24 protein-coding genes are annotated in these 25,179 nt (G+C 61.6%); 12 read left to right on the top strand and 12 right to left on the bottom strand.

Going from position 1 to position 25,179, the window contains the following annotated elements; translation table 11 throughout:
- Positions 1–36: 36 nt before the first annotated feature.
- Positions 37–1,407 (top strand): aromatic acid/H+ symport family MFS transporter, encoded by a 1,371-nt coding sequence (locus J1G35_RS00205; protein WP_053131252.1) that lies wholly within the window; start codon positions 37–39, stop codon positions 1,405–1,407.
- A 206-nt stretch (positions 1,408–1,613) separates the two neighbouring features.
- On the opposite strand, the gene J1G35_RS00200 is transcribed toward J1G35_RS00205, so the two are convergent.
- Entirely contained in the window at positions 1,614–2,417 is an 804-nt protein-coding gene (locus J1G35_RS00200) for a transglutaminase family protein (RefSeq protein ID WP_223012862.1), read from the bottom strand.
- A gap of 185 nt (positions 2,418–2,602) precedes the next feature.
- On the opposite strand from J1G35_RS00200, the gene J1G35_RS00195 reads away from it, so the two are divergent.
- Entirely contained in the window at positions 2,603–3,622 is a 1,020-nt protein-coding gene (locus J1G35_RS00195) for a Glu/Leu/Phe/Val dehydrogenase dimerization domain-containing protein (protein ID WP_223012860.1), read from the top strand.
- Between the two features lie 55 nt (positions 3,623–3,677).
- Here J1G35_RS00195 and J1G35_RS00190 read toward each other — a convergent pair whose 3' ends face one another.
- Positions 3,678–3,938, bottom strand: coding sequence for a YebG family protein (locus J1G35_RS00190; RefSeq protein ID WP_012722374.1), 261 nt, complete (start codon positions 3,936–3,938; stop codon positions 3,678–3,680).
- 248 nt (positions 3,939–4,186) lie between these two features.
- Here J1G35_RS00190 and J1G35_RS00185 point away from each other — a divergent pair, with 248 nt between their 5' ends.
- Positions 4,187–4,675: a phosphate-starvation-inducible PsiE family protein gene (locus J1G35_RS00185; protein WP_053131246.1), complete on the top strand. Its 489-nt coding sequence runs from the start codon at positions 4,187–4,189 to the stop codon at positions 4,673–4,675.
- Here the strand turns inward: J1G35_RS00185 and J1G35_RS00180 are convergent.
- Complete coding sequence (locus J1G35_RS00180) at positions 4,672–4,989, bottom strand: DUF3509 domain-containing protein (protein WP_065924197.1); 318 nt, start codon at positions 4,987–4,989, stop codon at positions 4,672–4,674. The two genes, J1G35_RS00185 and J1G35_RS00180, sit on opposite strands and share 4 nt — an antisense overlap.
- A 337-nt stretch (positions 4,990–5,326) precedes the next feature.
- The gene (locus J1G35_RS00175; protein WP_223012858.1) at positions 5,327–6,703 is read right to left on the bottom strand and encodes an L-serine ammonia-lyase; all 1,377 of its coding nucleotides are present in this window, start codon (positions 6,701–6,703) and stop codon (positions 5,327–5,329) included.
- A gap of 137 nt (positions 6,704–6,840) precedes the next feature.
- Here J1G35_RS00175 and J1G35_RS00170 point away from each other — a divergent pair, with 137 nt between their 5' ends.
- Positions 6,841–7,788: a LysR substrate-binding domain-containing protein gene (locus J1G35_RS00170; protein ID WP_223012856.1), complete on the top strand. Its 948-nt coding sequence runs from the start codon at positions 6,841–6,843 to the stop codon at positions 7,786–7,788.
- A 213-nt stretch (positions 7,789–8,001) separates the two neighbouring features.
- On the top strand, positions 8,002–8,412 hold the full coding sequence (locus J1G35_RS00165) for an HPF/RaiA family ribosome-associated protein (RefSeq protein ID WP_027604683.1): 411 nt from the start codon (positions 8,002–8,004) through the stop codon (positions 8,410–8,412).
- 51 nt (positions 8,413–8,463) lie between these two features.
- On the opposite strand, the gene J1G35_RS00160 is transcribed toward J1G35_RS00165, so the two are convergent.
- A complete protein-coding gene (locus tag J1G35_RS00160) occupies positions 8,464–9,975 on the bottom strand; it encodes an MFS transporter (protein ID WP_223012855.1) in 1,512 nt (503 codons plus the stop codon).
- A gap of 105 nt (positions 9,976–10,080) precedes the next feature.
- Between J1G35_RS00160 and J1G35_RS00155 the strand changes: the two genes are divergently transcribed.
- Positions 10,081–10,953, top strand: a complete 873-nt coding sequence (locus J1G35_RS00155; RefSeq protein ID WP_223012853.1) for a LysR family transcriptional regulator — start codon at positions 10,081–10,083, stop codon at positions 10,951–10,953.
- A 164-nt stretch (positions 10,954–11,117) separates the two neighbouring features.
- On the opposite strand, the gene fecA is transcribed toward J1G35_RS00155, so the two are convergent.
- The 3 genes from fecA to J1G35_RS00140 all read right to left on the bottom strand — a co-directional run bounded on the left by fecA (position 11,118) and on the right by J1G35_RS00140 (position 14,974).
- Complete coding sequence (gene fecA, locus J1G35_RS00150) at positions 11,118–13,457, bottom strand: TonB-dependent Fe(3+) dicitrate receptor FecA (protein WP_223012851.1); 2,340 nt, start codon at positions 13,455–13,457, stop codon at positions 11,118–11,120.
- Between the two features lie 90 nt (positions 13,458–13,547).
- Positions 13,548–14,489 (bottom strand): FecR domain-containing protein, encoded by a 942-nt coding sequence (locus J1G35_RS00145; protein ID WP_223012849.1) that lies wholly within the window; start codon positions 14,487–14,489, stop codon positions 13,548–13,550.
- On the bottom strand, positions 14,486–14,974 hold the full coding sequence (locus J1G35_RS00140; RefSeq protein ID WP_053133780.1) for a sigma-70 family RNA polymerase sigma factor: 489 nt from the start codon (positions 14,972–14,974) through the stop codon (positions 14,486–14,488). Before J1G35_RS00140 ends, J1G35_RS00145 begins: the two co-directional genes overlap by 4 nt.
- 170 nt (positions 14,975–15,144) lie before the next feature.
- Between J1G35_RS00140 and J1G35_RS00135 the strand changes: the two genes are divergently transcribed.
- The 5 genes from J1G35_RS00135 to J1G35_RS00115 are packed head-to-tail and all read left to right on the top strand — an operon-like array spanning position 15,145 to position 18,907.
- Entirely contained in the window at positions 15,145–15,447 is a 303-nt protein-coding gene (locus J1G35_RS00135; RefSeq protein ID WP_027604677.1) for a DUF3649 domain-containing protein, read from the top strand.
- On the top strand, positions 15,444–17,018 hold the full coding sequence (locus J1G35_RS00130; RefSeq protein WP_223012847.1) for a PepSY-associated TM helix domain-containing protein: 1,575 nt from the start codon (positions 15,444–15,446) through the stop codon (positions 17,016–17,018). The genes J1G35_RS00135 and J1G35_RS00130 overlap by 4 nt, the downstream gene beginning before the upstream one ends.
- Positions 17,019–17,345 (top strand): DUF3325 domain-containing protein, encoded by a 327-nt coding sequence (locus tag J1G35_RS00125; protein ID WP_223012845.1) that lies wholly within the window; start codon positions 17,019–17,021, stop codon positions 17,343–17,345.
- Positions 17,346–17,354: 9 nt separating this feature from the next.
- Positions 17,355–17,933, top strand: coding sequence for an RNA polymerase sigma factor (locus J1G35_RS00120; protein ID WP_053133746.1), 579 nt, complete (start codon positions 17,355–17,357; stop codon positions 17,931–17,933).
- A complete protein-coding gene (locus tag J1G35_RS00115; RefSeq protein ID WP_223012843.1) occupies positions 17,930–18,907 on the top strand; it encodes a FecR family protein in 978 nt (325 codons plus the stop codon). Before J1G35_RS00120 ends, J1G35_RS00115 begins: the two co-directional genes overlap by 4 nt.
- Here the strand turns inward: J1G35_RS00115 and J1G35_RS00110 are convergent, their stop codons facing one another.
- Both J1G35_RS00110 and yejK read right to left on the bottom strand, forming a co-directional pair.
- Positions 18,908–19,258: a glutaredoxin family protein gene (locus J1G35_RS00110; RefSeq protein ID WP_223012841.1), complete on the bottom strand. Its 351-nt coding sequence runs from the start codon at positions 19,256–19,258 to the stop codon at positions 18,908–18,910.
- Positions 19,258–20,262 carry a nucleoid-associated protein YejK gene (yejK, locus tag J1G35_RS00105; RefSeq protein WP_012722392.1) on the bottom strand — a complete coding sequence of 335 codons (1,005 nt, stop codon included), beginning with the start codon at positions 20,260–20,262 and terminating at the stop codon, positions 19,258–19,260. Before yejK ends, J1G35_RS00110 begins: the two co-directional genes overlap by 1 nt.
- 395 nt (positions 20,263–20,657) lie before the next feature.
- Between yejK and J1G35_RS00100 the strand changes: the two genes are divergently transcribed.
- A complete protein-coding gene (locus J1G35_RS00100) occupies positions 20,658–20,939 on the top strand; it encodes an HU family DNA-binding protein (RefSeq protein ID WP_003188840.1) in 282 nt (93 codons plus the stop codon).
- Positions 20,940–21,006: 67 nt separating this feature from the next.
- Here the strand turns inward: J1G35_RS00100 and rlmF are convergent, their stop codons facing one another.
- Together rlmF and J1G35_RS00090 are read right to left on the bottom strand one after the other, a co-directional pair.
- Positions 21,007–22,023 (bottom strand): 23S rRNA (adenine(1618)-N(6))-methyltransferase RlmF, encoded by a 1,017-nt coding sequence (gene rlmF / locus J1G35_RS00095; RefSeq protein WP_223012839.1) that lies wholly within the window; start codon positions 22,021–22,023, stop codon positions 21,007–21,009.
- A gap of 238 nt (positions 22,024–22,261) precedes the next feature.
- Complete coding sequence (locus J1G35_RS00090; RefSeq protein WP_053133722.1) at positions 22,262–25,108, bottom strand: valine--tRNA ligase; 2,847 nt, start codon at positions 25,106–25,108, stop codon at positions 22,262–22,264.
- Positions 25,109–25,179: the final 71 nt, after the last annotated feature.

The raw sequence follows: 25,179 nt of genomic DNA, 5'->3' as shown, positions 1-25,179 counted from the left end.
CTGCGCGGGAACAATAATAAAAACAGGTACCTTGCGATGCACAACCAGATTGCCAGCTTTCGCGCGGCACTCGATGCCCGTCCGGTGTCGCGCTATCAGTGGTTGATTCTCCTGTTATTGGCGTTGCTGCTGGTGACCGATGGCTACGATGCCCAGGTGCTGGGCTATGTAGTGCCGGCCTTGGCCAAGGATTGGGGCTTGGAGAAGGCCGTGTTCGGCCCGGTGTTCAGTGCCAACCTGCTGGGGCTGACCTTGGGCTCGCTGCTCGTGACCCCCTTGGCGGACCGGTTTGGCGTACGCCGCATCTTGTTGAGCTGCGTGCTGATCTACGCCAGCCTCACGCTCTTGATGGTGTTCGCCAACTCGCTCACCACCCTGATGGCCGCACGGTTTATCTGCGGCATCGGCATGGGCGGTGCGATGCCCTGTGCGATGGCGTTGATGTCGGACTATTCCCCGCCTCGTTTGCGTACCTTGATGGTGACATTGGCCGCGTGTGGCTTTTCGTTCGGCGGGGCGGCCGGTGGGTTTGTGGCGGCGGGATTTATCGACGGCTTCGGCTGGCAGGCGGTGTTTCTTGCCGGCGGCGTGACACCGTTGCTGCTGTTCCCTTTCCTGGTATGGCGGCTGCCGGAATCCCTGCCGCGCCTGTTACGCGATGCGCCGCCGTATGCACGCTTGCACAAGGTCACCGCGCGCATGTTGCCGCAATGGCGTGCGCCTCTGGCGAGGGAGGAAGAAAACCGCCGCGAACAGGGTAGCCAACTGACGGTGGTGGAGCTGTTTCGCCATGGCTATGCACGCCCGACCGTGCTGATCTGGGCGACCTTTTTTGTCAGCCTGATCCTGTTGTATTTCATGATCAGCTGGTTGCCGTCGCTGCTGCTGGAAAGTGGCCTGGCGCTGAATGAAGCCAACCTGGTGACCTCAATGTTCCTGTTCGCCGGCACCTTGGGCGCCATCGGCATGGCCTGGTTTGCCGACCGCTTGCAGCGCAAGGTGCGGCTGCTGTCCGGCGTGCTGGCGGCGGCTGCGGTGTGTACTGTGCTGCTGGGTCTGAACCACGACAACCCGCGTTACCTGGTGGCCTGTGTGTTTGCCGCCGGGTTTTGCATCATCGGCGGGCAACTGACCCTTAATGCATTCGCCAGCAATTTCTATCCACCCCACGTGCGGGCGACCGGCACGGGCTGGGCGCTGGGTGTGGGGCGCTTTGGCTCAATCCTGGGGCCGCTATTTGGCAGCATGCTGCTGGCGATGCAGATTCCGGTGCAGCAGATTTTCTTTTTCTGCGCGATTCCGGCGGTGATCGCGGCGTTGTTGATTATCCAAGTGCGCTCGCCCGCGACTGACGCGCCGAAGAGCCCTTTGCATGGCGATATCCTCAAGGTGCCGGCCAATCACTGACAATATTGCATCTACATCGAGCAGGATCACTGTGGCGAGCGGGCTTCTGTGGAGAACGGGCCTCTGTGGTGAACGGGCTTCTGTGGCGAGCGGGCTTGCCCCGCGTTGAGCTGCGTAGCGGCCCCAGAAATCTTGGGAGCGCTTCGCACTCCAACGCGGGGCAAGCCCGCTCGCCACAGGGAAATATGCGCCTGAAAATAGGCTGTTCAATGCACCACGGAGTTGGGCGGCAGGTGTCCCAGACGTTCAGTCAGGCGCAGTCGCTGGATCGGGTCTTCGCTGAGCATCAGCGCGTGTTCCAGGTCGAAACGCTCGGCGTTGGGGCAGTCCAGGCGTTGATACAGGCTGGCTCGTGCGAGGTAATCGGCAGCGCTGGCATTGCCCAGTTCCAGCACGCGTTCGGCGTCGATCAGGGCGGCCAAGGGGTTGTCATTGGCCAGGTGCAACTGGCGCAGGTTGCGCGACAGCCGTTGCAGGATCGAACGGGGTTCGGCGGTGTGCAGGTGGTCGGCCTGCAGCTTGAGGTTGGGGCCGTATTGGCGTTGCAGCAGTTCGCGGCAATCGTTGGGGTACAGGCGTCGTCCGCCGCAAGGGTCCAGCAGGTGATCAGCGCCGGGCACTCGTAGCAGGAAATGACCCGGGAAGTTGACGCCGACCATGGGGATCCCCAGGCGTCGAGCCAGCTCCATGGCAATCAACCCCATCGCCAGGGGCTGCCCGCGCTTGCGTTGCAACACCTTGTCCAGCAGGGCGGCGGCGGGGCGCAGTGGTGTGAAGTCATCCTGGGCGAAGCCGAGGTCATTCATGCGTCGCAGCAAGGGTTGGCCCAGCTCGTCCGCCGGCAGCAGGGGCATGCCCAGGCTGACCTGTTGCTCAAGCAATTTCAGGTCCTGCAGGACCACCAGCGGTTGCACCGTTGGGTCATGCTCGGCAGCCATCCACAGCGCGGCCTCAAACAGCGCAGGGGGCGAACGTTCCAGGCAGGCGAAAAAGGCTTGGCGGGGATTCATTGCTTTCTCCGGCGGATGCCCCCGTTTTAGCCTTGCTGGGAAATTTCGTCCAGTGTCTTAAGAGATATCCTACGTGCTTATGTCGCAGGGCCCGCAAAACCGGGCGGCTTATTCCAGCGCACTTCGGCAGTTTTCTGCCGCAAGCCTATACTTGGCGACACAAGAAGTGATTCGGGAGCTTGACGATGTTTGCTCTCATGCACAGCACCCGCCTTGAATCGCTGCACCTGAGCATCGACCCGGTGACGGGGTTGAAGGCGGTCATAGCCATCCACAACAGCCGTCTGGGTCCTGCCTTGGGCGGTTGTCGCTACCTTGCTTACCCCGACGACGAAAGCGCCGTGGCAGATGCTGCGCGACTGGCCCAAGGCATGAGCTACAAGGCTGCCCTGGCGGGGTTGCCGGTGGGGGGCGGTACGGCGGTGATCCTGCGCCCCGCCCATGTGGAAAACCGTGCGGCGCTGTTTGAAGCCTTTGGTCGTTGCATCGAGCAACTCGACGGTCGCTACATCACCGCCACCGACAGCGGCACCTCGGTCGCCGACATGGACTGCATCGCCCAACACACCCGTTTCGTCACCAGTACCACCGCTGCCGGCGATCCCTCGCCCCATGCGGCCATGGGCGTGTTCGCCGGTATCCGTACCACCGCCATGGCCCGACTGGGCAGCGACAACCTGGAAGGCTTGCGCGTGGCAATCCAGGGCCTGGGCAACGTAGGGTTCGCCCTGGCCGAACAACTGCATGCCGCCGGCGCCGAACTGCTGGTCAGCGACGTCGACCATGGCAAGGTGCAACTGGCCATGGAACAACTCGGCGCGCACCCCATCGCCAACGACGCGTTGCTCAGCACCCCGTGCGACATCCTCGCGCCCTGTGGCCTGGGCGCCGTGTTCAACCGCCAGAGCGTCGGTCAGCTACGCTGCGCCGCTGTGGCAGGTTCCGCCAGCGCACAACTGACCAACCTGCAAGTGGCCGACCAGCTCGAAGGCCGCGGCATCCTCTACGCCCCGGACTACGTGATCAACTCCGGCGGCCTGATCTACGTCGCCCTCAAACACAGCGGCGCCGAACTGCCGACCATCACCGCGCACCTATCGAACATCGGCACGCGACTGACCGAAATCTTCGCCCACGCCCAAGCCGAAAAACGCTCCCCTGCACGGGTCGCGGACGAACTGGCCGAGCGTTTGCTCTACAAATAGACCAGACATTAAAAAGGCCCTGAATCCAAGATTCAGGGCCTGTTCAATTCGGGCTTTATTCCGCCGGCGCGTTCAGCAGCTCGGACAATGCGTCCGGCTGGCTCTTGAACGCCTTGGCAAACACATCGCGATTCTTCGCCATGTAGATCCCGGCCTCTTCCACCTGCTGCTCGCTCAGGGACGGCACGGCTTTTTGCAACACTTCTGCGAGCAACTCAGCGAGTTCAAGCATCTTGTCATGACGGTCAGCTTCGGCTTTATCCATGAACAAACGCTCCAGATCTCGGCTGCTGCGGTATACCACTTCGACGGCCATTCACCACCTCACATGCCTTCACGATAGTTGTCTTTTGCGACTACTGTATTTATATACAGCGAAAAGGGTAAGCCAAACCGTGGGGTTTGGGTAGCAGTTTTTTAATGTAGCCCGTAAATACCGGTTCGGCGTGCCTCATGTCACCCCGCCATCATCTTATACCCGCCTCTGGCCTTTTTTCTGCATGCAGAACAACCGTCACGTCCAACCCGCATTATCCGGTCGAACCGACCTAAGGAAGCACCATCGTGAAATTTAATTGGGCCGAAAAGCTGCGCCATCAAGTCCATGGGCTGGCCGAGTCCCTGGGCAACCTGTTTGTCGAGTCGTTCCATTACCTGGCGTTGTTCGCCATCGGTGCGGTGACCGCCTGGGCAGCGGTGATGGAGTTTCTGGGGATGCTGGAGAACGGGCATATCAAGATCGATGACATCCTGCTGCTGTTCATCTACCTGGAATTGGGCGCGATGGTCGGGATTTACTTCAAGACCAACCACATGCCGGTGCGCTTCCTGATCTACGTGGCGATCACCGCGCTCACGCGGCTGTTGATCTCCAACGTGTCCCACCACAACCCGCCCGACATCGGCATCATCTACCTGTGCGGTGGGATTCTGCTGTTGGCGTTTGCGATTCTGGTGGTGCGCTACGCGTCGTCGGCGTTCCCGTCGGTGAAGGTCGAAGGCCCGCGTCGCAAGGGCGAGGCGAGCCTGGAGACCGAGAAGGGTGAGCTTTAAAGCCCGACGCTGAAGGGCAGGGGGCGGGTCGGTGGCCGCTGCAGCAATTTGTGGCTGTCGCCGTCCGTCATCACCGCCAGGATCTCCATGGCGCTGTGGCCCTGCTCGATGGCGATGCCGAATTGAATGCTTTGCACCAAGCGTTTGAGCCGTTGCGGATCGTTGCGTTGTTCGGCGCTGATCATGCGTTTGGCCACTACGCCCGTCTCGTCCGAGAGGGTGAGCATGATGCTGCCGTCGAGCCGTTGGATGCTCAGGTTGACACGGTATTTTGGGGTGAAGGTGTCGGTGATGATCTGAAAAGGGTTGTCCATGGTGCGTTACCGCCTGATAAGAACATGCAGTCATTGACGACCGGTATCGGGATTAGTTCGCGTTGCCTGACCACCGGCCACTCCGTCGCTGAGTTTGTACAAATTCCGTTTACCTCATGGGCTGTACAGCAAAGGGCGTGCCGTACAGCGATCTGTCAAACAATGAGGTCCTTATGTGGAAGGGGGCTTGCTCCCGATAGCGGTGCATCAGTCAATGAATACTTGGCTGATGCACCGCTATCGGGAGCAAGCCCCCTCCCACATGGGTTCTATGTTGTTATTGAGATCGGTGATCCGTTTCAGGGCAGCACGGAAAAAACGATCGCAGACAGCGCAATCAGCACTCCACCCAGCTGACCGCCAGGCCGCCCCGTGAAGTTTCTTTGTATTTGTCATGCATGTCGGCGCCGGTATCGCGCATGGTGCGGATCACGCGGTCGAGGGAAATGAAGTGCTTGCCGTCTCCGCGCAGGGCCATCTGCGTGGCGTTGATCGCTTTGACCGCCGCGATGGCATTGCGCTCGATGCACGGCACTTGCACCAGGCCGCCAACCGGGTCGCAGGTCAGGCCGAGGTTGTGTTCCAGGCCGATTTCGGCGGCGTTTTCCAGTTGTTCGGGGGTGGCGCCGAGGATGTCGGCCAGGCCGGCAGCGGCCATGGCGCAGGCTGAACCGACTTCGCCCTGGCAACCCACCTCGGCACCGGAGATCGAGGCATTTTTCTTACACAGAATGCCGACGGCGGCGGCGGCCAGGAAGAAATTGACCACATCGTCGTCGGACGCGTCGGCGTTGAACTTCATGTAGTAATGCAGCACCGCCGGGATGATCCCCGCCGCGCCATTGGTCGGCGCGGTGACCATGCGCCCGCCGGCGGCATTTTCTTCGTTGACGGCGAGGGCGAACAGGTTGACCCATTCCATGGCCGACAAGGTCGAGGTGATTACATTGGGTTTGCCGATTTCCAACAGGCTGCGGTGCAATTTCGCCGCGCGCCGTGGCACATCCAGGCCACCGGGCAGGATGCCTTCATCGCGCAGGCCTTGTTCCACGCATTCGCGCATCACCGACCAGATATGCAGCAGGCCGCTGCGGATCTGTTCATCGCTGCGCCATGCGCGCTCGTTGGCCATCATCAATTCGGAAACCCGCAGGCCGTGCTTGTTGCACAGCGCCAGCAGTTCGACGGCGCTGGAGAAGTCGTAGGGCAATTGCACATCGCTGGTCGGCGCGATGCCCGAAGCCGCTTCAGCGGCTTCGATGATGAAACCGCCCCCCACCGAATAGTAGGTTTGTTCGCTCAGCAAGCCGTTGTCGCCGTAGGCGTGCAGGGACATGGCGTTGGGGTGGTAGGGCAGGCTTTCGTCCAGCAGCAGGAGGTCGCTGTGCCAGTTGAAGGCAATTTCCTGTTGGCCGGCCAATAACAGTTGTCCGGACTCGCGCAGTTGCTGGATTCGGGTGTTGATCGAGGTGGGATCGACCTGATCCGGCCATTCGCCCATCAGGCCCATGACGCAGGCACGGTCGGTGGCGTGGCCGACACCGGTGGCGGACAGTGAGCCATACAGGCGCACTTCGACGCGACGGGTTTCACTCAGCAATTGTTGGTCCGTCAGGGCCTGGGCGAAGGTCGCCGCCGCGCGCATGGGGCCGACGGTATGGGAGCTGGACGGGCCGATGCCCACCTTGAATAGATCGAAAACACTGATAGCCATGCTAAAGCCTTACAAGCAATGGAGTAGGAATCGCTGCCATGTTTTGTAGGACGAGCGCAATTGGCGCGATACTGAGCCTCTGGGTCGACACTGACCAACGAATTATCCTAAGACACCCTTTAGCAGGACTAAACCCTATGGCTCGCCCTCTCCATGGCCAGACTTATGTCTGGCTGCACGTGTTTTCCTGCGCAGCGCGGCATTTGTCGTTCACCCGCTGCGCCGAAGAACTGCACATCACCCCGGGAGCGGTAAGCCAACAAATCCGTCAGTTGGAGGAGCGTTTGGGCTTTCGGCTGTTTCATCGACGGGCGCGCGGTGTGGAGCTGAGCGCCGAGGGGCAGCGGCTGGCGGTAACGGTGGGGGAGGCTTACGGCAGCATCGATGCCGAATTGCAGCGCCTGGACGCGGGGATGATCAGCGGCACCTTGCGCCTGCGCTCGATTCCGTCGTTTCTCGGCAAGTGGCTGACTCCGCGCTTACCCCGCTTGCAGCAGCGTTTTCCGGATATCCAACTGCGCATGGTCGCCGAGGACAGCAGCATCGCCCTGCACGAGGGCGACTTCGACCTGGCCATCGACCTCAATGACGGCAGCTACCCCGGCCTGTTATCCACAGCCCTGCTGGATGAGCAGATTTTCCCGGTCTGCGCCCCCAGCCTGTTGCGCGGTCGACCGCCCTTGCACGGTCCGGCCGACCTCGTGCATTTCCCGCTGCTTCACGACATCACCGCCTGGCGTGGGAGTTATGAGTATGCCGAGTGGGAGTTCTACCTGAATGCCATTGGCTACCACGACGCCGATGTTCGCCGTGGCCACACCTTCAACCGCAACCACCTGACCATCGAAGCTGCCATCGCCGGCATGGGAGTGGCGATTGCGCGACGCACCTTGCTCAACGATGAACTGGAGCGCGGCACCTTGATCGTGCCGTTCGGCCTCGCGGTGCCCAACCACAAACGCTATGTGCTGCTGTACGCGCCGGGCGCGCTGAGCCATCCGGGCGTGCGCGCGGTGCATGACTGGCTGGTAGAGGAAGCAGGGATTTTTCGCGCATTGCACCCCCTGGGAGAGGGGCAATTGTGAGGATCGCGTGGCGTAAGAAGATGTAACTAACTCCCCACCCTAACAGCGTTTTTGCTTGTCGTCAGGGTTAATTTGTAATGTGGGATTTATCTTTGCAAAGGGGTTGAAATGTTTCTCTGGCTGCTCAATTGTGTAATCAAGAGGTCATGGTTTCACCACCCCGGTGTTGCAGTTTGTGATCTCTCGCGAGCTAGCTGAAATAAGGGAAGAACTATGCAAATCCAAGTCAATAGCGATAACCATATTGAAAGCAGCATCCGACTGGAGGAGTGGGTACGTACCACCATTGAGAGCACGCTTGAACGTTATGAAGAAGACCTGACCCGAGTGGAGGTCTACCTGCGGGATGAGAACGGCGACAAGCCCGGTCCCCACGATTTAAGTTGCCGCCTGGAAGCGCGGCCAAAAGGCCATCAACCGCTGTCGGTGTCCGCCAAGGGCGATACCCTGGAACAGGCGATTGACAGTGCGGCCACCAAGCTGGATCACGCGTTGGAACATCTGTTCGGCAGACTGCAAGGCAAGCCCCGCGCTGCCGCGAAAAACCAGCCAATCAACAAAGTGAACGAAGACGCGCTGGAACAGGAATTCCTGGAAAACGAAAACGCTGTCATCAACGGCTAACTTTCTTTTCACCCCCTGCAAACGGGCCTGCATCTGCAGGCCCGTTTTCGTTCAGCGGCCGCGTCGGAAAAAATACCGGCTCAGCATCGCCAGCCCGCCAGCACCCAGACCGGCAAACAGCATCGCCCAACCGGCGCCGTTGCGCAGTGCCGCCTGGGCGTCGTTGACTGTCAGCCCCATCGACTGCAACTTTCCTGCGGCAATCCTTTGGCTGATAACCGGCCAATCCATTGCCGTGGTGGCGGGCAGCACCTCGGCCAACTGATGGCTGATCCCCAGCAATAGCACCAACCCCATCAGCGCAATGTTGAGCGCCAGGGTGATCAGCCGTGCGCTGAGGTCGATGCCTGAGGCCATGCCCGCGCGGTCGGCCGACACCGAACCGGTGGTGGTGTTGGTGGTGGGCGAGTTGGTCAGCGCCAGGCCTACGCCGGCGATCACGCAACTGAGCAGCACCAACTCGATACGTGGATGCTGGGCCCCGTTGACCGCGGCCATGGCCAGGAAACCCGCGCCCATCAGGCCCAGGCCCAGGGGGATGATGCGTTCGGCGCCATAGCGCAGGGCCAGGCGCTCGGCCAGCGGCGGCACCAGCAGGGTCGGCAGGGTGTAGGCGAGCAACGCGGCGCCGGTGGTCAGGGTGTCGTAACCCAGGCCCGCCTGAAAGTACAACGGCAGGTAGATCATGAACGGCCAGAAGCTGAAGTTCATGCCGATCGAGCCCATCAGCGCGCCGTTGAACCGCTGGATGCGGAACACCGAGAAGTCGAACATCGGGTGCGCACTGCGCAACTCGACCGTGATGAACAGCAGCAAGCCGAGCACCGACAACGCCGCCCAACCGAGCATGGCCGGAGCGCCGAAGCCGTGCTCGCTGCCTTGGGTGATGAAGTACACCAGGGCGAACACCGACAGGGTCAAGGTGAGCATGCCGGCGATTTCCAAGCGATGAGCGGCCGGATCGCGGGATTCCTGCACGCTGATGCGCAGCAGCACCAGGGTGAACAGGGTGAGCGGCACATGCACGAGGAACACCCAGCGCCAATCCGCCACCGCCAGGATCAATGCGCCGATCATCGGACCGAAGCCCAGGCCCACTCCGGCAATCACGCCCCATATTGCAAACGCCCGCGCCCGCGCTGCCGGTTCGCGAAACAGGTGCGACAGGATGGCGAACTGGCAAATCATCATCGCCCCGGCGCCGATGCCCTGGACAAACCGCGCCGTGATCAGCAGCGACGCATCCTCGGCCAGCCCGCAGGCCAGCGAGGCCAAGCCGAACACCCACAGGCACAACACCAGCATGCGCCGACGACCAAAGCGATCTGCCAGTGTGCCCGCCGCCATCAACACGCTGGTACAGGCCAGGGTGTAGGCGTTCATGATCCATTGGGCGTCCTGGAAGCCCGTGCCCAATTCTCGTTCCAGGGTGGGCAGGATGACGGGCACGCTGGAGATTTCCAGGCCGAACATCAGTGCCACCAGGCACACAGCGGTGAGTGCCAGGTTGTTTCTGGCGGTGAGCGGGGGGCTGGCAGCCGATAACGTGGCGGCGGGTGGCATGGGATTCTCCTGTGGATGACGTGTCGCGTTATTTTCAGGGGAATCTGGTTCTTTATTCGTGATAAGTTTTCTCTTGATAGGGGAATCAGGAGCGACAATTACCGCATGACCACTCCACGTTTTGATGGTGTTGAACTCTTTCTGCAAATCGTCGAAAGCGGCACCCTGACCGAGGCCGCCGAACGGCTGAATCTCACGCGCTCTGCGGTCGGCAAGGGCCTGGCGCGATTGGAGGCACGCCTGGGCACGTGTCTGCTGCAGCGCTCTACCCGGCGCCAGCGTTTGACCGAGGACGGTCAGGCGTATTACGAACATTGCCTACGTGCGCTGGCGGAACTTGAGGCTGCCGAATCGGTGCTGGAAAGCGGCCGGCAGCAGCCACGCGGCCGTTTGCGGGCCAGCTTGCCGCTGGCTTTCGGGCACCACTACGCGGCCCCTGCGTTGTGGGGGTTGATGGCGCGTTATCCGCAGTTGGAGATCGAGATCAGCTTCGCCGATCGGCTGGTGGACCTGGCACAGGAAGGCTTTGACGTCGCCGTGCGCATCGGCCCGCTGCCCGACACCGACCGCCTCAGTGCGCGTCGTCTGGGCGAGCAGGCCGTGGGACTGACGGCGTCACCGGCGTACTTGCAGCGCGTCGGGCCGATTGAATGCATCGAAGACCTTGCCGGCCATCGCGGTATCGCCTATCGCAGCATTACCCCGCACCGCAACCGCGTGGCCTCGCCGCTGATAATGGATGACATGCAGGCCGTGGCGGATGCCGCCATTGCAGGCGTGGGCCTGGCCTGGTTGCCGAGTTGGTTGATTGCGCACTATGTGCTGCGTGGGCAGTTGGTCGCGGTGTTGCCCGACTATCGCGAGCAACCTGCGCCCATCCATGTGATCTGGCCCACGGCCGTGCATATGCCGGCCAAGACACGTTGTGCAATCGATGCGTTGGTCGCGGCCACCCCCAGTTGCCTGGCGGGCAGTTAGAACCGGCAGGTCAGGGCGAGCAAAACGGGTTTCTTGTGGCGAGCGGGCTTGCCCCGCGTTGGGTTGCGAAGCGACCCCAGCTCTTCGTTTGAAAAGGCCGGGCCTGCTACGCAGTCCAACGCGGGGCGAGCCCGCTCGCCACAGGTTGTGCGTTGCTTGGGCAGTTAGAACGCGATGGAGGTCTGCACGTAAACCGTACGCGGTTCACCGACGTATTTGCCCTTGTTGTTATCGTCGAACGAACGGGTGAAGTACTGCTTGTTGAAGATGTTCTTCACGCCGACCGCCACGTTCAAATCCGACAGTTGCGGGCCGAAATCATAGGCCGCGCGGCTGCTGAACAGCATGTAGCCGGGGATGCGTCCGTTGGCACCGTCGGCGGTCTCGGCCTCGGTGTTGGCGTTATCGGCGAACTGGCTGCTCTGGTAGCTGCTGTCCACATTGAGTTTCCAGCGCCCTTCGGTGTAACCCACGCCGAGGGTGCCTTTGTGCTTGGACGAGAAGGGCACGCGGTTGCCTTTGTTCGGGCCGTCTTCGCGGATGGTGGCGTCGACGTAGGCGTAGGTGGCGTACACATCGAAACCGGCCAACGCCGGGCTCAAACCATCGAGGGCGTAGTTGACGCTGGTTTCGATACCCTGGTGGCGCGTCTCGCCCCTGGCGATTACCGAGTCGTTGGTCTGGTTGCTTTCATACTGGTTATCGAAGTTGATCAGGAACGCGCCGATCTCCGCGCGCAAGGTGCCGTCGTCATAGCGGGTACCCAGTTCCCAGGTGCGGGCTTTTTCCGGTTTGACTTCACCGCTGGTCACACGGTTGGGCATCTGGCTGTACTGCACGCTGCCGAATGAACCTTCGGTGTTGGCGTACAGGTTCCAGTCGTCGGTCAGGTGATAGAGCACGTTCAACGCCGGCAGCGCGGTGTTGTAGTCGCCTTTGTATTTGACGTTGGTCAGGTTGTTGCTCTGCTGGGACTCGATCATCTCGTAGCGGATACCCGGGGTGATGGTCCATTTGCCGATATCAATCCGGTCATCGACGAAGAACGCATTGGCTTCGGTACCACCGCGGGTGTCGCGGTCGTTGCGGCTGTCAGTGCTGGGGATTTGCTGGTTGTTGGCGGAAATCGGCGTGCGGTAGCGCAACTCGTGGCCGGCTTCGTTGATGTAGCGGTAGCCGACGCCCACTTCATGGCTGGTCGGGCCGAGGTCGAAGCCTTGGGCGAAACGGGTTTCCACGCCGCGCACCCAGTATTCACGCGGGGACAGCGACAGGAAGGTGCCCTGATCCAGGTAGCCACTGCGCAGGGTCTTGGTGAAGAAACTGTTGACGGTGAATTCGCGGCGGTCCTGCTCGTAGCGATAGCCGACGTTGAACATCGTACGGCGGCCCCAGAATTTGTCGTAGGGGCGGGTGGACTGATACGGATCGGCCTTGTAGTCCGCAACGTTCAAGCCCCCAGGCATATCGGCCTGGCCTTCGTAGTACTGCGCCATGGCGTTGAAGCTGTTGGCGTCGTCGAGCTGGTATTTGCCTTTGAGGATCAGATCGTCGATGCGCGTGTTGCTGTTTTCGCGCCAGTCGCCGCCACGGGTGCCGGAATACAAAATCGCGCCGCCCAGGCCATTCTCGGCAGTACCGCCGGCCAGCAGGTTGCCGGTGGTCTTGAAGCCGTCATGGCTGGAAGACGGGCTGGTTTCGGTCTGCAAGCCACCTTTGACGGTGGGTGCATCCGGGATCGCACGGGTCACGAAGTTGACCACGCCGCCAACGTTCTGCGGGCCGTAGCGCACCGCGCCGCCGCCACGTACCACATCAACGGCGTCCATGTTGCCCATGCTGATCGGCGCGAAGGACAGCTGCGGCTGGCCGTACGGCGCGAAGGGTACCGGGATGCCGTCCATCAGAACCGTTGAGCGCGATGCCAGGCGCGGGTTGAGACCGCGAATGCCGAAGTTCAGCGCCATATCGTGGCTACCGGTGCCGTTATTGTCCGGCGCGTTGACGCCGGGAATGCGGTTGAGCACGTCCTTGGCCTGGGTGGCGCCCTGGCGTTCGAACTCTTCGCGGCGGATCACGTCACGGGCGCCGGGGTGTTCGAATACATTGGTTTGTGCCGCATCGCCGAGCCAGTCGCCGACCACGCTGGAGGTCGCCAACTCGACAGCCGCCGGCGCTGTTGCCGGTTGCAGGCTGAAGGCATTGTCGCCTTCGGCGCGGGCTTGCAGGCCGGTGCCTTCCAGCAGCTGTTGCAGGCCCTCGGCAGCGCTGTAGTTGCCGGACAGACCACGGCTCTGCATGCCCGCGGTGACCTCGGAGCCGAAGGAAATCAACACGCCGGCTTCACGGCCAAACTGGTTCAGGGCAGCTTCCAGCGAGCTTGGGGCGATGTGATACGGCTTGGCATCGGCCGCCATCACGCCAGGCAGTACGGTGAAGCTGAGGCTGGCGCCCAGTAGCAGCTGGCGCAAGGTGCGAGCGAGAAGGGTCGGTTGCTGGGGCATGGAGGGCGGTCCTGAGAAAGAAGGATCAAGGGAGCTTTCCTTCTCTGTCACGCGAGGTGCGGAAAACGGCTCACGGTGGCTGAAAATAATTTACGCACGGGCCTGGACGGTCACCCAATAGCGGGTAAAACGCCGCACCTTGACCGGCAGGCTGACTTCCAGCAGGTCGAGAATGCGTTCGCTGTCGTCCAGTGGGTAGCTGCCGGACAGCAGCAGGTTGGCGACCTGCGGATCGCAATTGAGCTGGCCACGGCGATAGCGGCCCAGTTCGGCGAGGAAATCTTCCAGGCGCATATGCGTGGCCACCAGCATGCCGTCGGCCCAGGCGCCGCTGTTGGCGTCGGTAGGGCGCGGGGTGTCCCAGCCCTTGCGGGTGAAGTTGACCTGGTGCGAGGTTTCGACCGTCAAGGGCAGGCCGCTGTAGCGGTTGGGCATTACGTCGACACGCCCAGCGAAGACCGCCAGTTGGGTGTGATCGTTGAACTGGCGCACATTCAGGCGCGCCGCCTGACTGCTGAGCAGGCCCTGGCCCGTCAGCACCTGCAGCGGCGCGTTGCCTGCGCTGGCGGTCAGCAGGATCTCGCCTTCGAGCAGGCGTATCAGCCGTTGCTGGCCATCAAAATGCATATCCACCGCACTGCCGGTATTGAGCTGCAATTGGCTGCCATCGGCCAATTGCACCTTGCGCCGTTGGCCGACCGGGCTGCGGTAGTCGGCGGTCAGCGGCGGCAAGATATGTTGCTGGCGCAGGCTCCAGGCCGCAGCCGAACCGGCACCGAGGATCAGCAGCAACTTCAGCGCCTGGCGGCGGCTGGTGGTGGTCGGTGCGTTCAGTGCCGCGTGAGCCAGGGGCGACGGCATGCCGCGCAGGCGTTGGTTGACGCGCTGGATATGGTCCCAGGCGCGCTGATGTTCGCTGTGAGCATTCAGCCATTGCTGCCAGGCCGCTTGCTGGCGTGGGTTGAGCGCGCCTTGCTGCATTTCCATCAGCCAGCGCACGGCTTGTTCGGCGACCTGGGTCGAGACATTCATAGGGCGAAGTAGCAGCGCATGGCGGCTTTATGCAGGTGGCGTTTGACGGTGGCGATGGAGATGCCCAGTTCAGCGCCGATCTGCGCATACGTCAGGCCGTCGAGTTGGGCCAGCAGGAACGCGCGCTTGACCAGCGTGGGCAAGCCGTCGAGCAATTGGTCCAGCTCCAGCAGGGTTTGCAGGATGATCGCGCGGTCTTCTTCTGAGGGCGCCACCTGTTCAGGCATCTGCGCCAATGCGTCGAGGTAGGCGCGTTCGAGGTCCTGGCGGCGGTAGAAATTGAACAACACGCGCTTGGCGACCGTGGTGAGGAAGGCGCGGGGCTCGATCAGCGTCGGCGCTTCGCGTGCGGTCAGGACCCGGATGAAGGTGTCCTGCGCCAGGTCCGCAGCGCTTTGCGGGCAGCCGAGCTTGCGTCGCAACCAGCCGGTGAGCCAGTGGTGATGGTCGTTGTAGAGTACTTCGACAGGGTTGGACGGCTGCAACGCAAACACTCCACAAGCATGGGCATGCTTTAGAGAACAAGAATTGTTCGCATTGTAGGGCGCCGGAAACCGTTCGGCAATGCACGAAGGCAGGTGTTTCATCCGTTCTGTTTTGCTTATGAGAATATTTATCATTAATATTGCGCGCTGATGAACCTGGCGCCTCCCGCATGAAAAGCAAAACCTCACTGCCTGCCTCCTATCGTCTCGCCGTTACGTCGCGCGTGCTGGCTGCTGTCGTCGGCGGTTACCTGATGGCGTCCCTGGCCAGCATCTGCCTGGCACTGTGGATGCCAACGTCCCGCGCCGATGCGGTGATTACCGGGATGATGAGTTCGTTCGTGTTCTACCTGTTGGCAGTGCTGTGGTGCTTCGCCTGCCGTACGGCATGGCGCGCGTGGTGCGGCGTGATGCTACCGAGTGCGGCGTTTGCCACCCTGGCGGGTGTGGGCTTATGGATGGCACGCACATGAAAGAGGGCTTTCGCCAGGCGATGGCCTGGTTGCACACCTGGGCCGGGCTGATCTTTGGCTGGCTGCTGTTTGCGATTTTCCTGACTGGCACCCTGGCCTATTTCAAGGATGAGATCAGCCACTGGATGCAGCCCGAGGTGCAGGCCCATCCCCTGGATGATGCGCGCAGTCTGAGCGTCGCCCAGGACTACCTGCAAAAGGTCGCACCGACGGCCGCACGCTGGTTCATCACCTTGCCGGATAGCCGCGACCCTGGCCTGTCGGTGATGTGGCAAGACAAAGTCGACCCTGGCAAGCGCGGCAATTTCATTCAGAAAACCCTCGACCCCGTGAGTGGGCAAGCCGTAGAGGCCCGTGAAAGCATGGGCGGGGAGTTCTTCTATCGCTTCCACTTCCAACTGCAAATGCCATACCCGTGGGGCCGCTGGCTGTCGACCATCGCAGCGATGGTGATGTTCGTGGCGTTGATCACCGGCATCATCACCCACAAGAAAATCTTCAAGGACTTCTTCACCTTCCGCCCCCGCAAAGGCCAGCGCTCCTGGCTCGATGGGCATAACGCGGTGGGTGTGCTGGTGCTGCCGTTTCACCTGATGATCACCTACAGCAGCCTGGTGATTTTCATGAGCATGGTGATGCCGGCGCCGATCGTGGCCTCCTACGGCAACGACACCCGCGCCTTCTTCAATGAAGTATTCCCGGCCACCAATAATGCGCCGGCGCTGGGACAGCCGGGCAAACTGTTGCCGCTGTTGCCGATGTACGAACAAGCGCGGGCCCAGTGGGCGGGAGGGCATGTCGGGCGCATGGCGGTGAACAACCCGAGCGATGTGAACGCGTCGGTGAATGTGTTCCGCGCCGGTTCCGACAGCGTGGTGCATGGTTTCGGCAGCACCGTGGCGTTCAATGGCACTACCGGCGAACTGCTGCGGGTCAGTGGCGAGCAGTCGCTGCCGGCGGCGATCGGCGGCAGCTTCTATGGCCTGCACATGGGCCATTTCGCCGGTCCGGTGTTGCGTTGGTTGTACTTTATCTGCGGCCTGGCGGGCACGGCCATGATCGGTACGGGGCTGGTGATCTGGCTCGGCAAACGTCAACTCAAGCATGCAAAAACCGGCGTGATGCCGTTTGAACTGCGGCTGGTGGAAGTGCTGAATATCGCCAGCATGTCCGGGCTGCTGATCGCTATTGCGACGTTCTTTTGGGCTAACCGCCTGCTGCCGGTGAGCTTCGCCGCGCGCTCCGATTGGGAAGTGCAGGCCTTTTTTATCGCCTGGGGCCTGAGCCTGTTGCACGCGATCCTGCGCCGGGGTCGCAAGGGGTGGGTTGAGCAATTGAGCTGCGCAGCACTGCTGTTTGCCGCCATCCCGTTGCTCAATGCACTGACCACGCAGCAACATGTGGGCCTATCCCTGGCCCGTGGCGACTGGGCCATGGCCGGCTTCGACCTGACCTGCCTCGCCAGCGGCGTGTTCCTTGCCTGGGCGGCCTGGAAGATGCAACACCGCAAGGCCCCGCAGCCCAAGACCGAGCGTGCGCGGCCACTTCATCTCAAGCAGGAGGCGCACTGAATGCTCCTCGCGCTGCTGATGTGTTACGCCGGGTTCACCGCCTTATGCCTGTCCACCGACCGCCACCACGGCGAACTGCTGCACAGCAAGCCATCGCCTCGGCGGCGCTTTGCTTTGCGCGTCATCGGTTGGCTGCTGCTGAGTGTCTCGATCTGGCCCGCCGTGGCTATCGCCGGTTGGGGCCAAGGCCTGGTGGAGTGGTGCGCGGTGTTGATGCTCAGCGCCCTGTTGCTGGTGCTGTTGTTGCCGTATCGGCCAAGGCTGGCCTTGATCCTGGCAGGCGTCGGCCTGCTGGTCAGCCCTGTTGCCGCCTTCGCAACGTTCTGAGCCGCCGCCATGATGATCAGCACTCCACCCGATTCCCAGGACAGCCCACAGGCTGACGCGGCGGGTGGGCGTGCGCATTTCCTGCAGGTGTTTTTGTCCCAGCGTTCGCAAATGGAAGCGCTGGTCAGCCGGCGGGTGGGCTGCCGCGCTACGGCGGCCGACCTGGTGCAGGACCTGTTCCTGCGGTTTTGGCGTCGGCCCTTGGTGCAGGTTGAAGAACTCAGCACCTACCTGTTGCGCTGCGCCGGCAATATCGCCATCGACCACCTGCGCAGCGAAGGCGCGCGGGTGCGCAGCAGCGAAGGCTGGCTGCCGGAACAGCAGGATAACCAGGGCTCCGAACCCCAGGCGGCGCTTGAGGCGGGCAACGACCTGCGGCACGTCGAAGCCGCCCTGCGCAGCTTGCCGGAGCGCACCCGGCAGATCTTCCTGCTCAACCGCATTCATGGGCGCAAGTACGCGCAAATCGCCAAGGCCATGGGCCTGTCCCAAAGCGCTGTGGAAAAACATATGATGCGTGCCCTCGAAGCCTGCAAAGCCAGCCTTCGCGAACCATCGTCCCCACGCACGCCAGGGAAAGCACCGTGAACGTCACCCCTACGTCCGACCAGGAACAAGCCGCCCTGGCCTGGCTGAGTCGGTTGCATGACCAGCCCAGCAGTGGCGACCAGGCCACCTTCAGCCGCTGGCTTAGGGCTGATCCTGCGCACGTCGAAGCGTACGCCCAGGCTCAGGTGCTCTGGGAGTTGAGCGAAGTGCCGGCGCGCCAGTTGGCGGATGAAGACGCGCAGGCATTACAGGGCTACCTCAATGCGATGAACACCCCGACGCGCTCGCGGGTGGTGCGCTGGTCCGGCGCCTTGGCCATGGCGGCGTGCCTGGTGTTGATGGTGTGCGTGGGCGCCGGTTGGCAGCCATCGCGCTGGGTCGATGACTTCGGCGCCGATTACGTGAGCGCACCGGGAGAAGTGAAGACCGTCATCCTGGCCGATCAATCCCAGGTCACGCTGGATGCGGACAGCGCCATCGCGGTGGATTTCAGCCACGGTGAGCGGCATATCCAATTACGTCGCGGTGCAGGTTTTTTCAGCGTCACCCATACCGGCGAGTCCTTTGTGGTCGGGGCGGGCAGCGGCGAAGCGCGGGTGCTGGGTACGCAGTTCGAAGTGCGCCTGCAACCGGCAGGGGCCGAGGTGACGGTGTTGTCGGGGCGGGTTGGCGTGACGCCGTCGAAACAGGGCCAGCAGCAAATTCTGACGGCGGGCCAGCAAGTGGCCTACGCCGATGGCATCGCCGATCCGCTGCACGCGGTCGACAGCGAATCCCGCCTGGCCTGGCGTGATGGCTGGCTCAACTACTACAAGGCGCCGCTGGCGGAGGTGGTCAAGGACTTGGGGCGTTACTACCCTGGCCGCATCCTGCTGCTCAACGAAGAGATGGGCGCCAGGCGCGTCAGCGGCAGCTTCCCGAGCAAGGACCCGCAGGCGGTACTCAACGCGTTGCAGGCGGTGTTGGGGTTCGAGCAGCACAGCCTGTTGGGGCGGGTGATCGTGGTGCGCTGATTACTTCAGCGCGGCCATGATCGCGTCAGGGTTGTAGTCGCGAATCAGCGTGCCATTGACGTCCACGAACGGAATCCCGCCACCGCCCAGTGCTTCATACGCCTTGCGCGCCTGGGCGTCCTTCTCGATGTCGAAGGCCTGGTACGGAATGCCTTTCTGGTCCAGGAAGCGGCGGATCTGCTTGCAGTAGCCACACCACTCGGTGGTATACAGCGCCACTCGCGCCGATGCCCGCGTCTGCTCCGAGACCACCTGGGAAGGGTTGAACAGCCGCTCGATCTTGCCCCAGTTCTGGATAACCACCACCACCAGCAACACCAGCAGGACTTTCTTGAGAACCCCGCCGAGCATCAGTTACGGCGCTTGAGCTGGTCGGTCAGTTGGGTCGGCAGGCCCTTGATGATGAGGGTGCCGGCGGCTTCGTCGTACTCGATTTTGTCGCCCAACAGGTGCGCTTCAAAACTGATGGAGAGGCCCTCGGCGCGCCCGGTGAAGCGGCGGAACTGGTTGAGGGTGCGTTTATCCGCCGGGATTTCCGGCGACAGGCCGTAGTCCTTGTTGCGGATATGGTCGTAGAACGCCTTAGGCCGATCTTCATCGATCAACCCCGACAATTCTTCAAGGCCCATGGGTTCGCCGAGCTTGGCCTGGCTGCTGGCGTAATCGACCAGAGTCTTGGTTTTTTCGCGGGCGGATTCGTCCGGCAAGTCTTCGCTTTCAACGAAGTCGCTGAAGGCCTTGAGCAGGGTGCGCGTCTCGCCCGGGCCGTCGACGCCTTCCTGGCAGCCGATGAAGTCGCGGAAGTATTCCGAGACCTTCTTGCCGTTCTTGCCTTTGATAAACGAGATGTACTGCTTGGATTGCTTGTTGTTCTGCCACTCGGACACGTTGATACGCGCTGCCAGGTGCAGTTGGCCCAGGTCCAAGTGGCGCGACGGGGTCACGTCCAGCTCGTCGGTCACCGCCACGCCTTCACTGTGGTGCAGCAGGGCGATGGCCAGGTAGTCGGTCATGCCTTGCTGGTAGTGGGCAAACAGCACATGGCCGCCGGTGGAGAGGTTGGACTCTTCCATCAGTTTTTGCAGATGTTCGACGGCGGTGCGGCTGAACGTGGTGAAATCCTGGCCACCCTCGAAATATTCTTTCAACCAGCCGCTGAACGGGTGCGCGCCGGATTCGGCATGGAAGAAACCCCAGGCCTTGCCTTGTTTGGCGTTGTAGCTCTCGTTGAGGTCGGCAAGCATGTTCTCGATGGCGGCCGACTCGGCAAGCTCGGAGTCGCGGGCGTGGAGAACTGCGGGTGTGCCGTCGGGTTTTTTGTCGATCAGGTGGACGATGCAATGACGGATCGGCATAGGCTTCTCGGCTGGTTGAAGGGGAGCGGTTGGCCTCCCCGAAAAGTCGCCCAGTGTACCGCACCCATTGGCCAAGACGTGCTTCGAAGGTGTTTTGGGTGCCTTCCGACGGGCCATATGCCTTTTTTTCACGGTTTAGAGCGATAAAGCTGACCAAATGGGTAGGTAGAGGCGGATATTTCCCCGTCTCTGTGCTAGTTTTGCCCCGTCTTACGCCAAGTCTCGGCGATAAGCGTGCATTCAGCATCTGTCAGGTCGAACCAATCCCCGTTTCAAGCATCTATAACCCCGATCTCCGTGGTTATAGCCGGGGGTGCCAGGCCATGACGGTCGGGCTCGACGGCTGACACTGCACTCTGCAATCCATATGAATTTGATAGGGAAGGAACACCACAATGGCTATTACTAAAGACCAACTGATCGCTGACCTGGCTGAAGCAGTAGACGCACCGAAAACCACCGTGCGCGCTCTGCTGGACCAACTGAGCCAAGTTGTTGCTGATCAGCTGGAAAACGGCGGCGAAATCACTCTGCCAGGCGTTGGCAAACTGAAAGTGACCGAGCGTCCTGCCCGTACTGGCCGTAACCCTTCGACTGGCGCTGCCATCGAAATCGCTGCCAAGAAAGTTATCAAGCTGGTTGTGGCCAAAGGCCTGACCGACGCTGTTAACAAGTAAGACGCAGCAAAAAAAACCGTGCTCCGGAGCGATCCGGGCACGGTTTTTTGTTGCCTGCGATTTGTCTCTATCGCACCCAGCGCTGGCGCCAGATCTGCTGCTCGTTCTTGGTCTGGAACGTCCAGGCCACGAAACGGCTTTGCTTCTGGCCCTGGGACATTTCCACCACCTGGCTTTCCAGCACGCCGGCTTTTTTCAGCGCGGTCTCGATCACTGGCAAGTTTGACGCTTTTGACACCAGGGTGCTGAACCACAACACCTTGTGGGCAAAGTGCGCACTCTCGGCAATCAGTTGCGTCACGAAGCGCGCTTCACCGCCTTCACACCACAGCTCGGCCGATTGGCCACCGAAGTTCAGCACCGGCAATTTGCGCTTGGGATCGGCCCGGCCCAGGGCGCGCCATTTGCGCTCGCTGCCCTTGGTGGCTTCGTCCATGGACGCATGGAACGGCGGGTTGCACATGGTCAGGTCAAAACGCTCACCCGGCTCCAGCAGGCCCAGCAGGATGTGTTTGGGGTTTTCCTGCTGGCGCAACTGGATGACCTTGCTCAGGTCGTTGGATTGCACGATGGCCTTGGCGGCGGCCACGGCGATAGGGTCGACCTCCGAGCCGAGGAAGTTCCAGCGGTACTCCATATAGCCAATCAGCGGGTAGACGCAGTTGGCGCCCATGCCGATGTCCAGCACCTTGACGATTGAACCGCGCGGGATCTTGCCGTCGTTGACACTGGCCAGCAGGTCGGCGAGGAAGTGCACATAGTCGGCACGCCCTGGTACCGGCGGGCACAGGTAATCCGCCGGAATGTCCCAATGCTGGATGCCATAGAAGGCCTTGAGCAGCGCCCGGTTGAACACCCGCACCGCGTCTGGGCTGGCGAAGTCGATGCTCTCTTTGCCATAGGGGTTGATGATCACGAATTGCGCCAGTTCCGGCGTGGTCTTGATCAACGCCTGGAAGTCGTAACGGCCTGTGTGGCGGTTGCGCGGGTGCAGGGTAGCCTCTTTGCGCGGCGCGACGGGTTTGGCCGTTGCAGCGGTTTTAGGCTTCTTGCGTGGAGGTTTGGGCGTAGTGGGGGCGGTCATGATGATTCTGGTGTTGGCTCAAAGTGGCGGCCATTGTCACACATTCCCGAGGATAACTCGGTCAAATGTGGGAGGGGGCTTGCTCCCGATAGCGGTGGATCAGTCAAGGCTAGCCTGGCTGACAGATCGCCATCGGGGTGTAGCCCCTCCCACATTGACTGTATTGCCAGCAAGGGATTGGGAAAATCCAGGCAAAAAAAAGAGACCCGAAGGTCTCTTTCTCCACGCGAATCAAGCCTTAGAGGCTGGAAATCCGCGCATGTTGCTCGGCCAGCTTGCCCAAAGCCTGTTCAGCCTCGGCCAGTTTGGCGCGCTCCTTGTCGATCACTTCAGCCGGTGCCTTGTCGACGAATGCCGCGTTGGACAGCTTGCCGCCCACCCGTTGCACTTCGCCTTGCAGGCGCAGGATTTCCTTGTCGAGACGGGCCAGTTCCGCGCCCTTGTCGATCAGGCCGGCCATCGGTACCAGCACTTCCATGTCGCCGACCAGTGCGGTCGCCGACAGTGGTGCTTCGGCGCCATCGGCCAATACGGTGATCGACTCCAGCTTCGCCAGCTTCTTGAGCAGCGCTTCGTTCTCGGTGAGACGACGCTGGTCTTCGGCGCTGGCGTTCTTCACGAACACCGCCAGAGGCTTGCCCGGGCCGATGTTCATTTCGGCGCGGATGTTGCGCGTGCCGAGCATCAGGGTCTTGAGCCATTCGATATCGCTTTCGGCCGCCTCATCGATGCGTGCTTCGTTGGCCACCGGCCAAGGTTGCAGCATGATGGTCTTGCCTTCGATACCGGCCAGCGGCGCCAGGCGCTGCCAGATTTCTTCGGTGATGAACGGCATGAACGGATGCGCCAGGCGCAGCGCCACTTCCAGCACGCGCACCAGGGTACGACGGGTACCGCGCTGGCGTTCGATCGGCGCGTTTTCGTCCCACAGCACGGGCTTGGACAGTTCCAGGTACCAGTCGCAATACTGGTTCCAGATGAACTCGTACAAGGCTTGTGCGGCCAGGTCGAAACGAAACTGGTCGAGTTGACGGGTCACTTCAGCTTCGGTGCGCTGCAGTTGCGAGATGATCCAGCGGTCGGCCAGGCTCAGTTCGACGGCTTCGCCGTTCTGGCCGCAGTCTTCGCCTTTGTCCAGCACGTAGCGCGCGGCGTTCCAGATCTTGTTGCAGAAGTTGCGATAGCCTTCGACGCGGCCCATGTCGAACTTGATGTCGCGACCGGTGGATGCCAGCGAGCAGAAGGTGAAACGCAAGGCGTCGGTGCCGTAGCTGGCAATGCCGTCGGCGAACTCGTCGCGGGTCTGCTTCTCGATCTTCTTCGCCAGTTTCGGCTGCATCAGGCCCGAGGTGCGTTTCTGTACCAGGGTTTCCAGGTCGATGCCGTCGATGATGTCCAGCGGGTCCAGGACGTTGCCCTTGGACTTGGACATCTTCTGGCCTTGGCCATCACGCACCAGGCCGTGCACGTACACGGTCTTGAACGGTACCTGCGGGGTGCCGTCTTCATTCTTCACCAAGTGCATGGTGAGCATGATCATCCGGGCAACCCAGAAGAAAATGATGTCGAAGCCGGTGACCAGCACGTCGGTGGAGTGGAATTTTTTCAGGAACTCGGTCTGTTGCGGCCAACCCAGGGTGGAGAAGGTCCACAGGCCCGAGCTGAACCAGGTGTCGAGTACGTCGTTGTCCTGCTGCAGCGCAACGTCCGGGCCGAGGTTGTGCTTGGCACGTACTTCGGCTTCGTCGCGGCCGACATAGACCTTGCCCGACTCGTCGTACCAGGCCGGAATGCGGTGGCCCCACCACAGTTGACGGCTGATGCACCAATCCTGGATGTCACGCATCCACGAGAAGTACATGTTTTCGTACTGTTTAGGCACGAACTGGATGCGGCCGTCTTCCACGGCAGCAATCGCAGGTTCTGCCAGCGGCTTCGTGGATACGTACCATTGGTCGGTCAGCCACGGCTCGATAATGGTGCCGGAGCGGTCGCCCTTCGGCACTTTCAGGCCGTGGTCGTCAACGCTGACCAGCAGGCCGGCGGCGTCGAAAGCGGCAACGATCTGCTTACGCGCTTCGAAACGGTCAAGGCCGGCGTATTCGGCCGGGATCTTGCCGTCGATGCTTTCGTTCAGTGTGCCGTCCAGGTTGAACACCTGGCAGGCCGGCAATACGGCGGCGTTCTTGTCGAAGATGTTCAGCAGCGGCAGGTTGTGGCGTTTGCCGACTTCGTAGTCGTTGAAATCGTGGGCTGGGGTGATTTTCACGCAGCCGGTGCCGAATTCAGGGTCGCAGTAGTCGTCCGCAATGATCGGGATGCGGCGGCCAACCAGTGGCAGCTCGACGAACTTGCCGATCAGTGCCTGGTAGCGCTCGTCATTCGGGTTAACCGCGACGGCGGCATCGCCAAGCATGGTTTCCGGACGGGTGGTGGCGACGATCAGGTAGTCGTTGCCTTCAGCGGTCTTGGCGCCGTCGGCCAGCGGGTACTTGAGGTTCCACAGGAAACCTTTCTCGTCGTGGTTTTCCACTTCAAGGTCGGAAATCGCCGTGTGCAGCTTGGTGTCCCAGTTGACCAGGCGCTTGCCACGGTAGATCAGGCCATCTTCATGCAGGCGCACGAAGGCTTCTTTCACCGATTCCGACAGGCCGTCGTCCATGGTGAAACGCTCGCGGCTCCAATCGACGGACGAGCCGAGGCGACGGATCTGACGGCTGATGTTGCCGCCGGACTGGTCTTTCCATTCCCAGATTTTCTCCAGGAATTTCTCGCGACCCAGGTCGTGACGGTTCTGGCCGGTGGCTTCGAGTTGGCGCTCCACCAGCATCTGGGTGGCGATACCGGCGTGGTCGGTACCTGGTTGCCACAGGGTGTTGCGGCCCTGCATGCGGCGGAAGCGGATCAACGCATCCATGATCGCATTGTTGAAGCCATGGCCCATGTGCAGGCTGCCAGTGACGTTCGGTGGCGGAATCATGATGGTGTAGGACTCGCCCGCGCCTTGCGGAGCGAAATAGTTCTCGGACTCCCAGGTGTTGTACCAGGAAGTTTCAATAGCGTGCGGCTGGTAGGTCTTATCCATGCGCGGCGGGACCCTAGTTGGCATTTATTCAGGAAAGCCGGCAAGTATAACGGGGGATAGGGCGCAGGGCG

The sequence above is a fragment of the Pseudomonas sp. SH10-3B genome (assembly GCF_019891415.1).
Taxonomy (GTDB): Bacteria; Pseudomonadota; Gammaproteobacteria; order Pseudomonadales; family Pseudomonadaceae; genus Aquipseudomonas.
The sequence above is the reverse complement of the archived record's forward strand: the minus strand, read 5'-3'. Positions and strand labels throughout refer to the sequence as shown.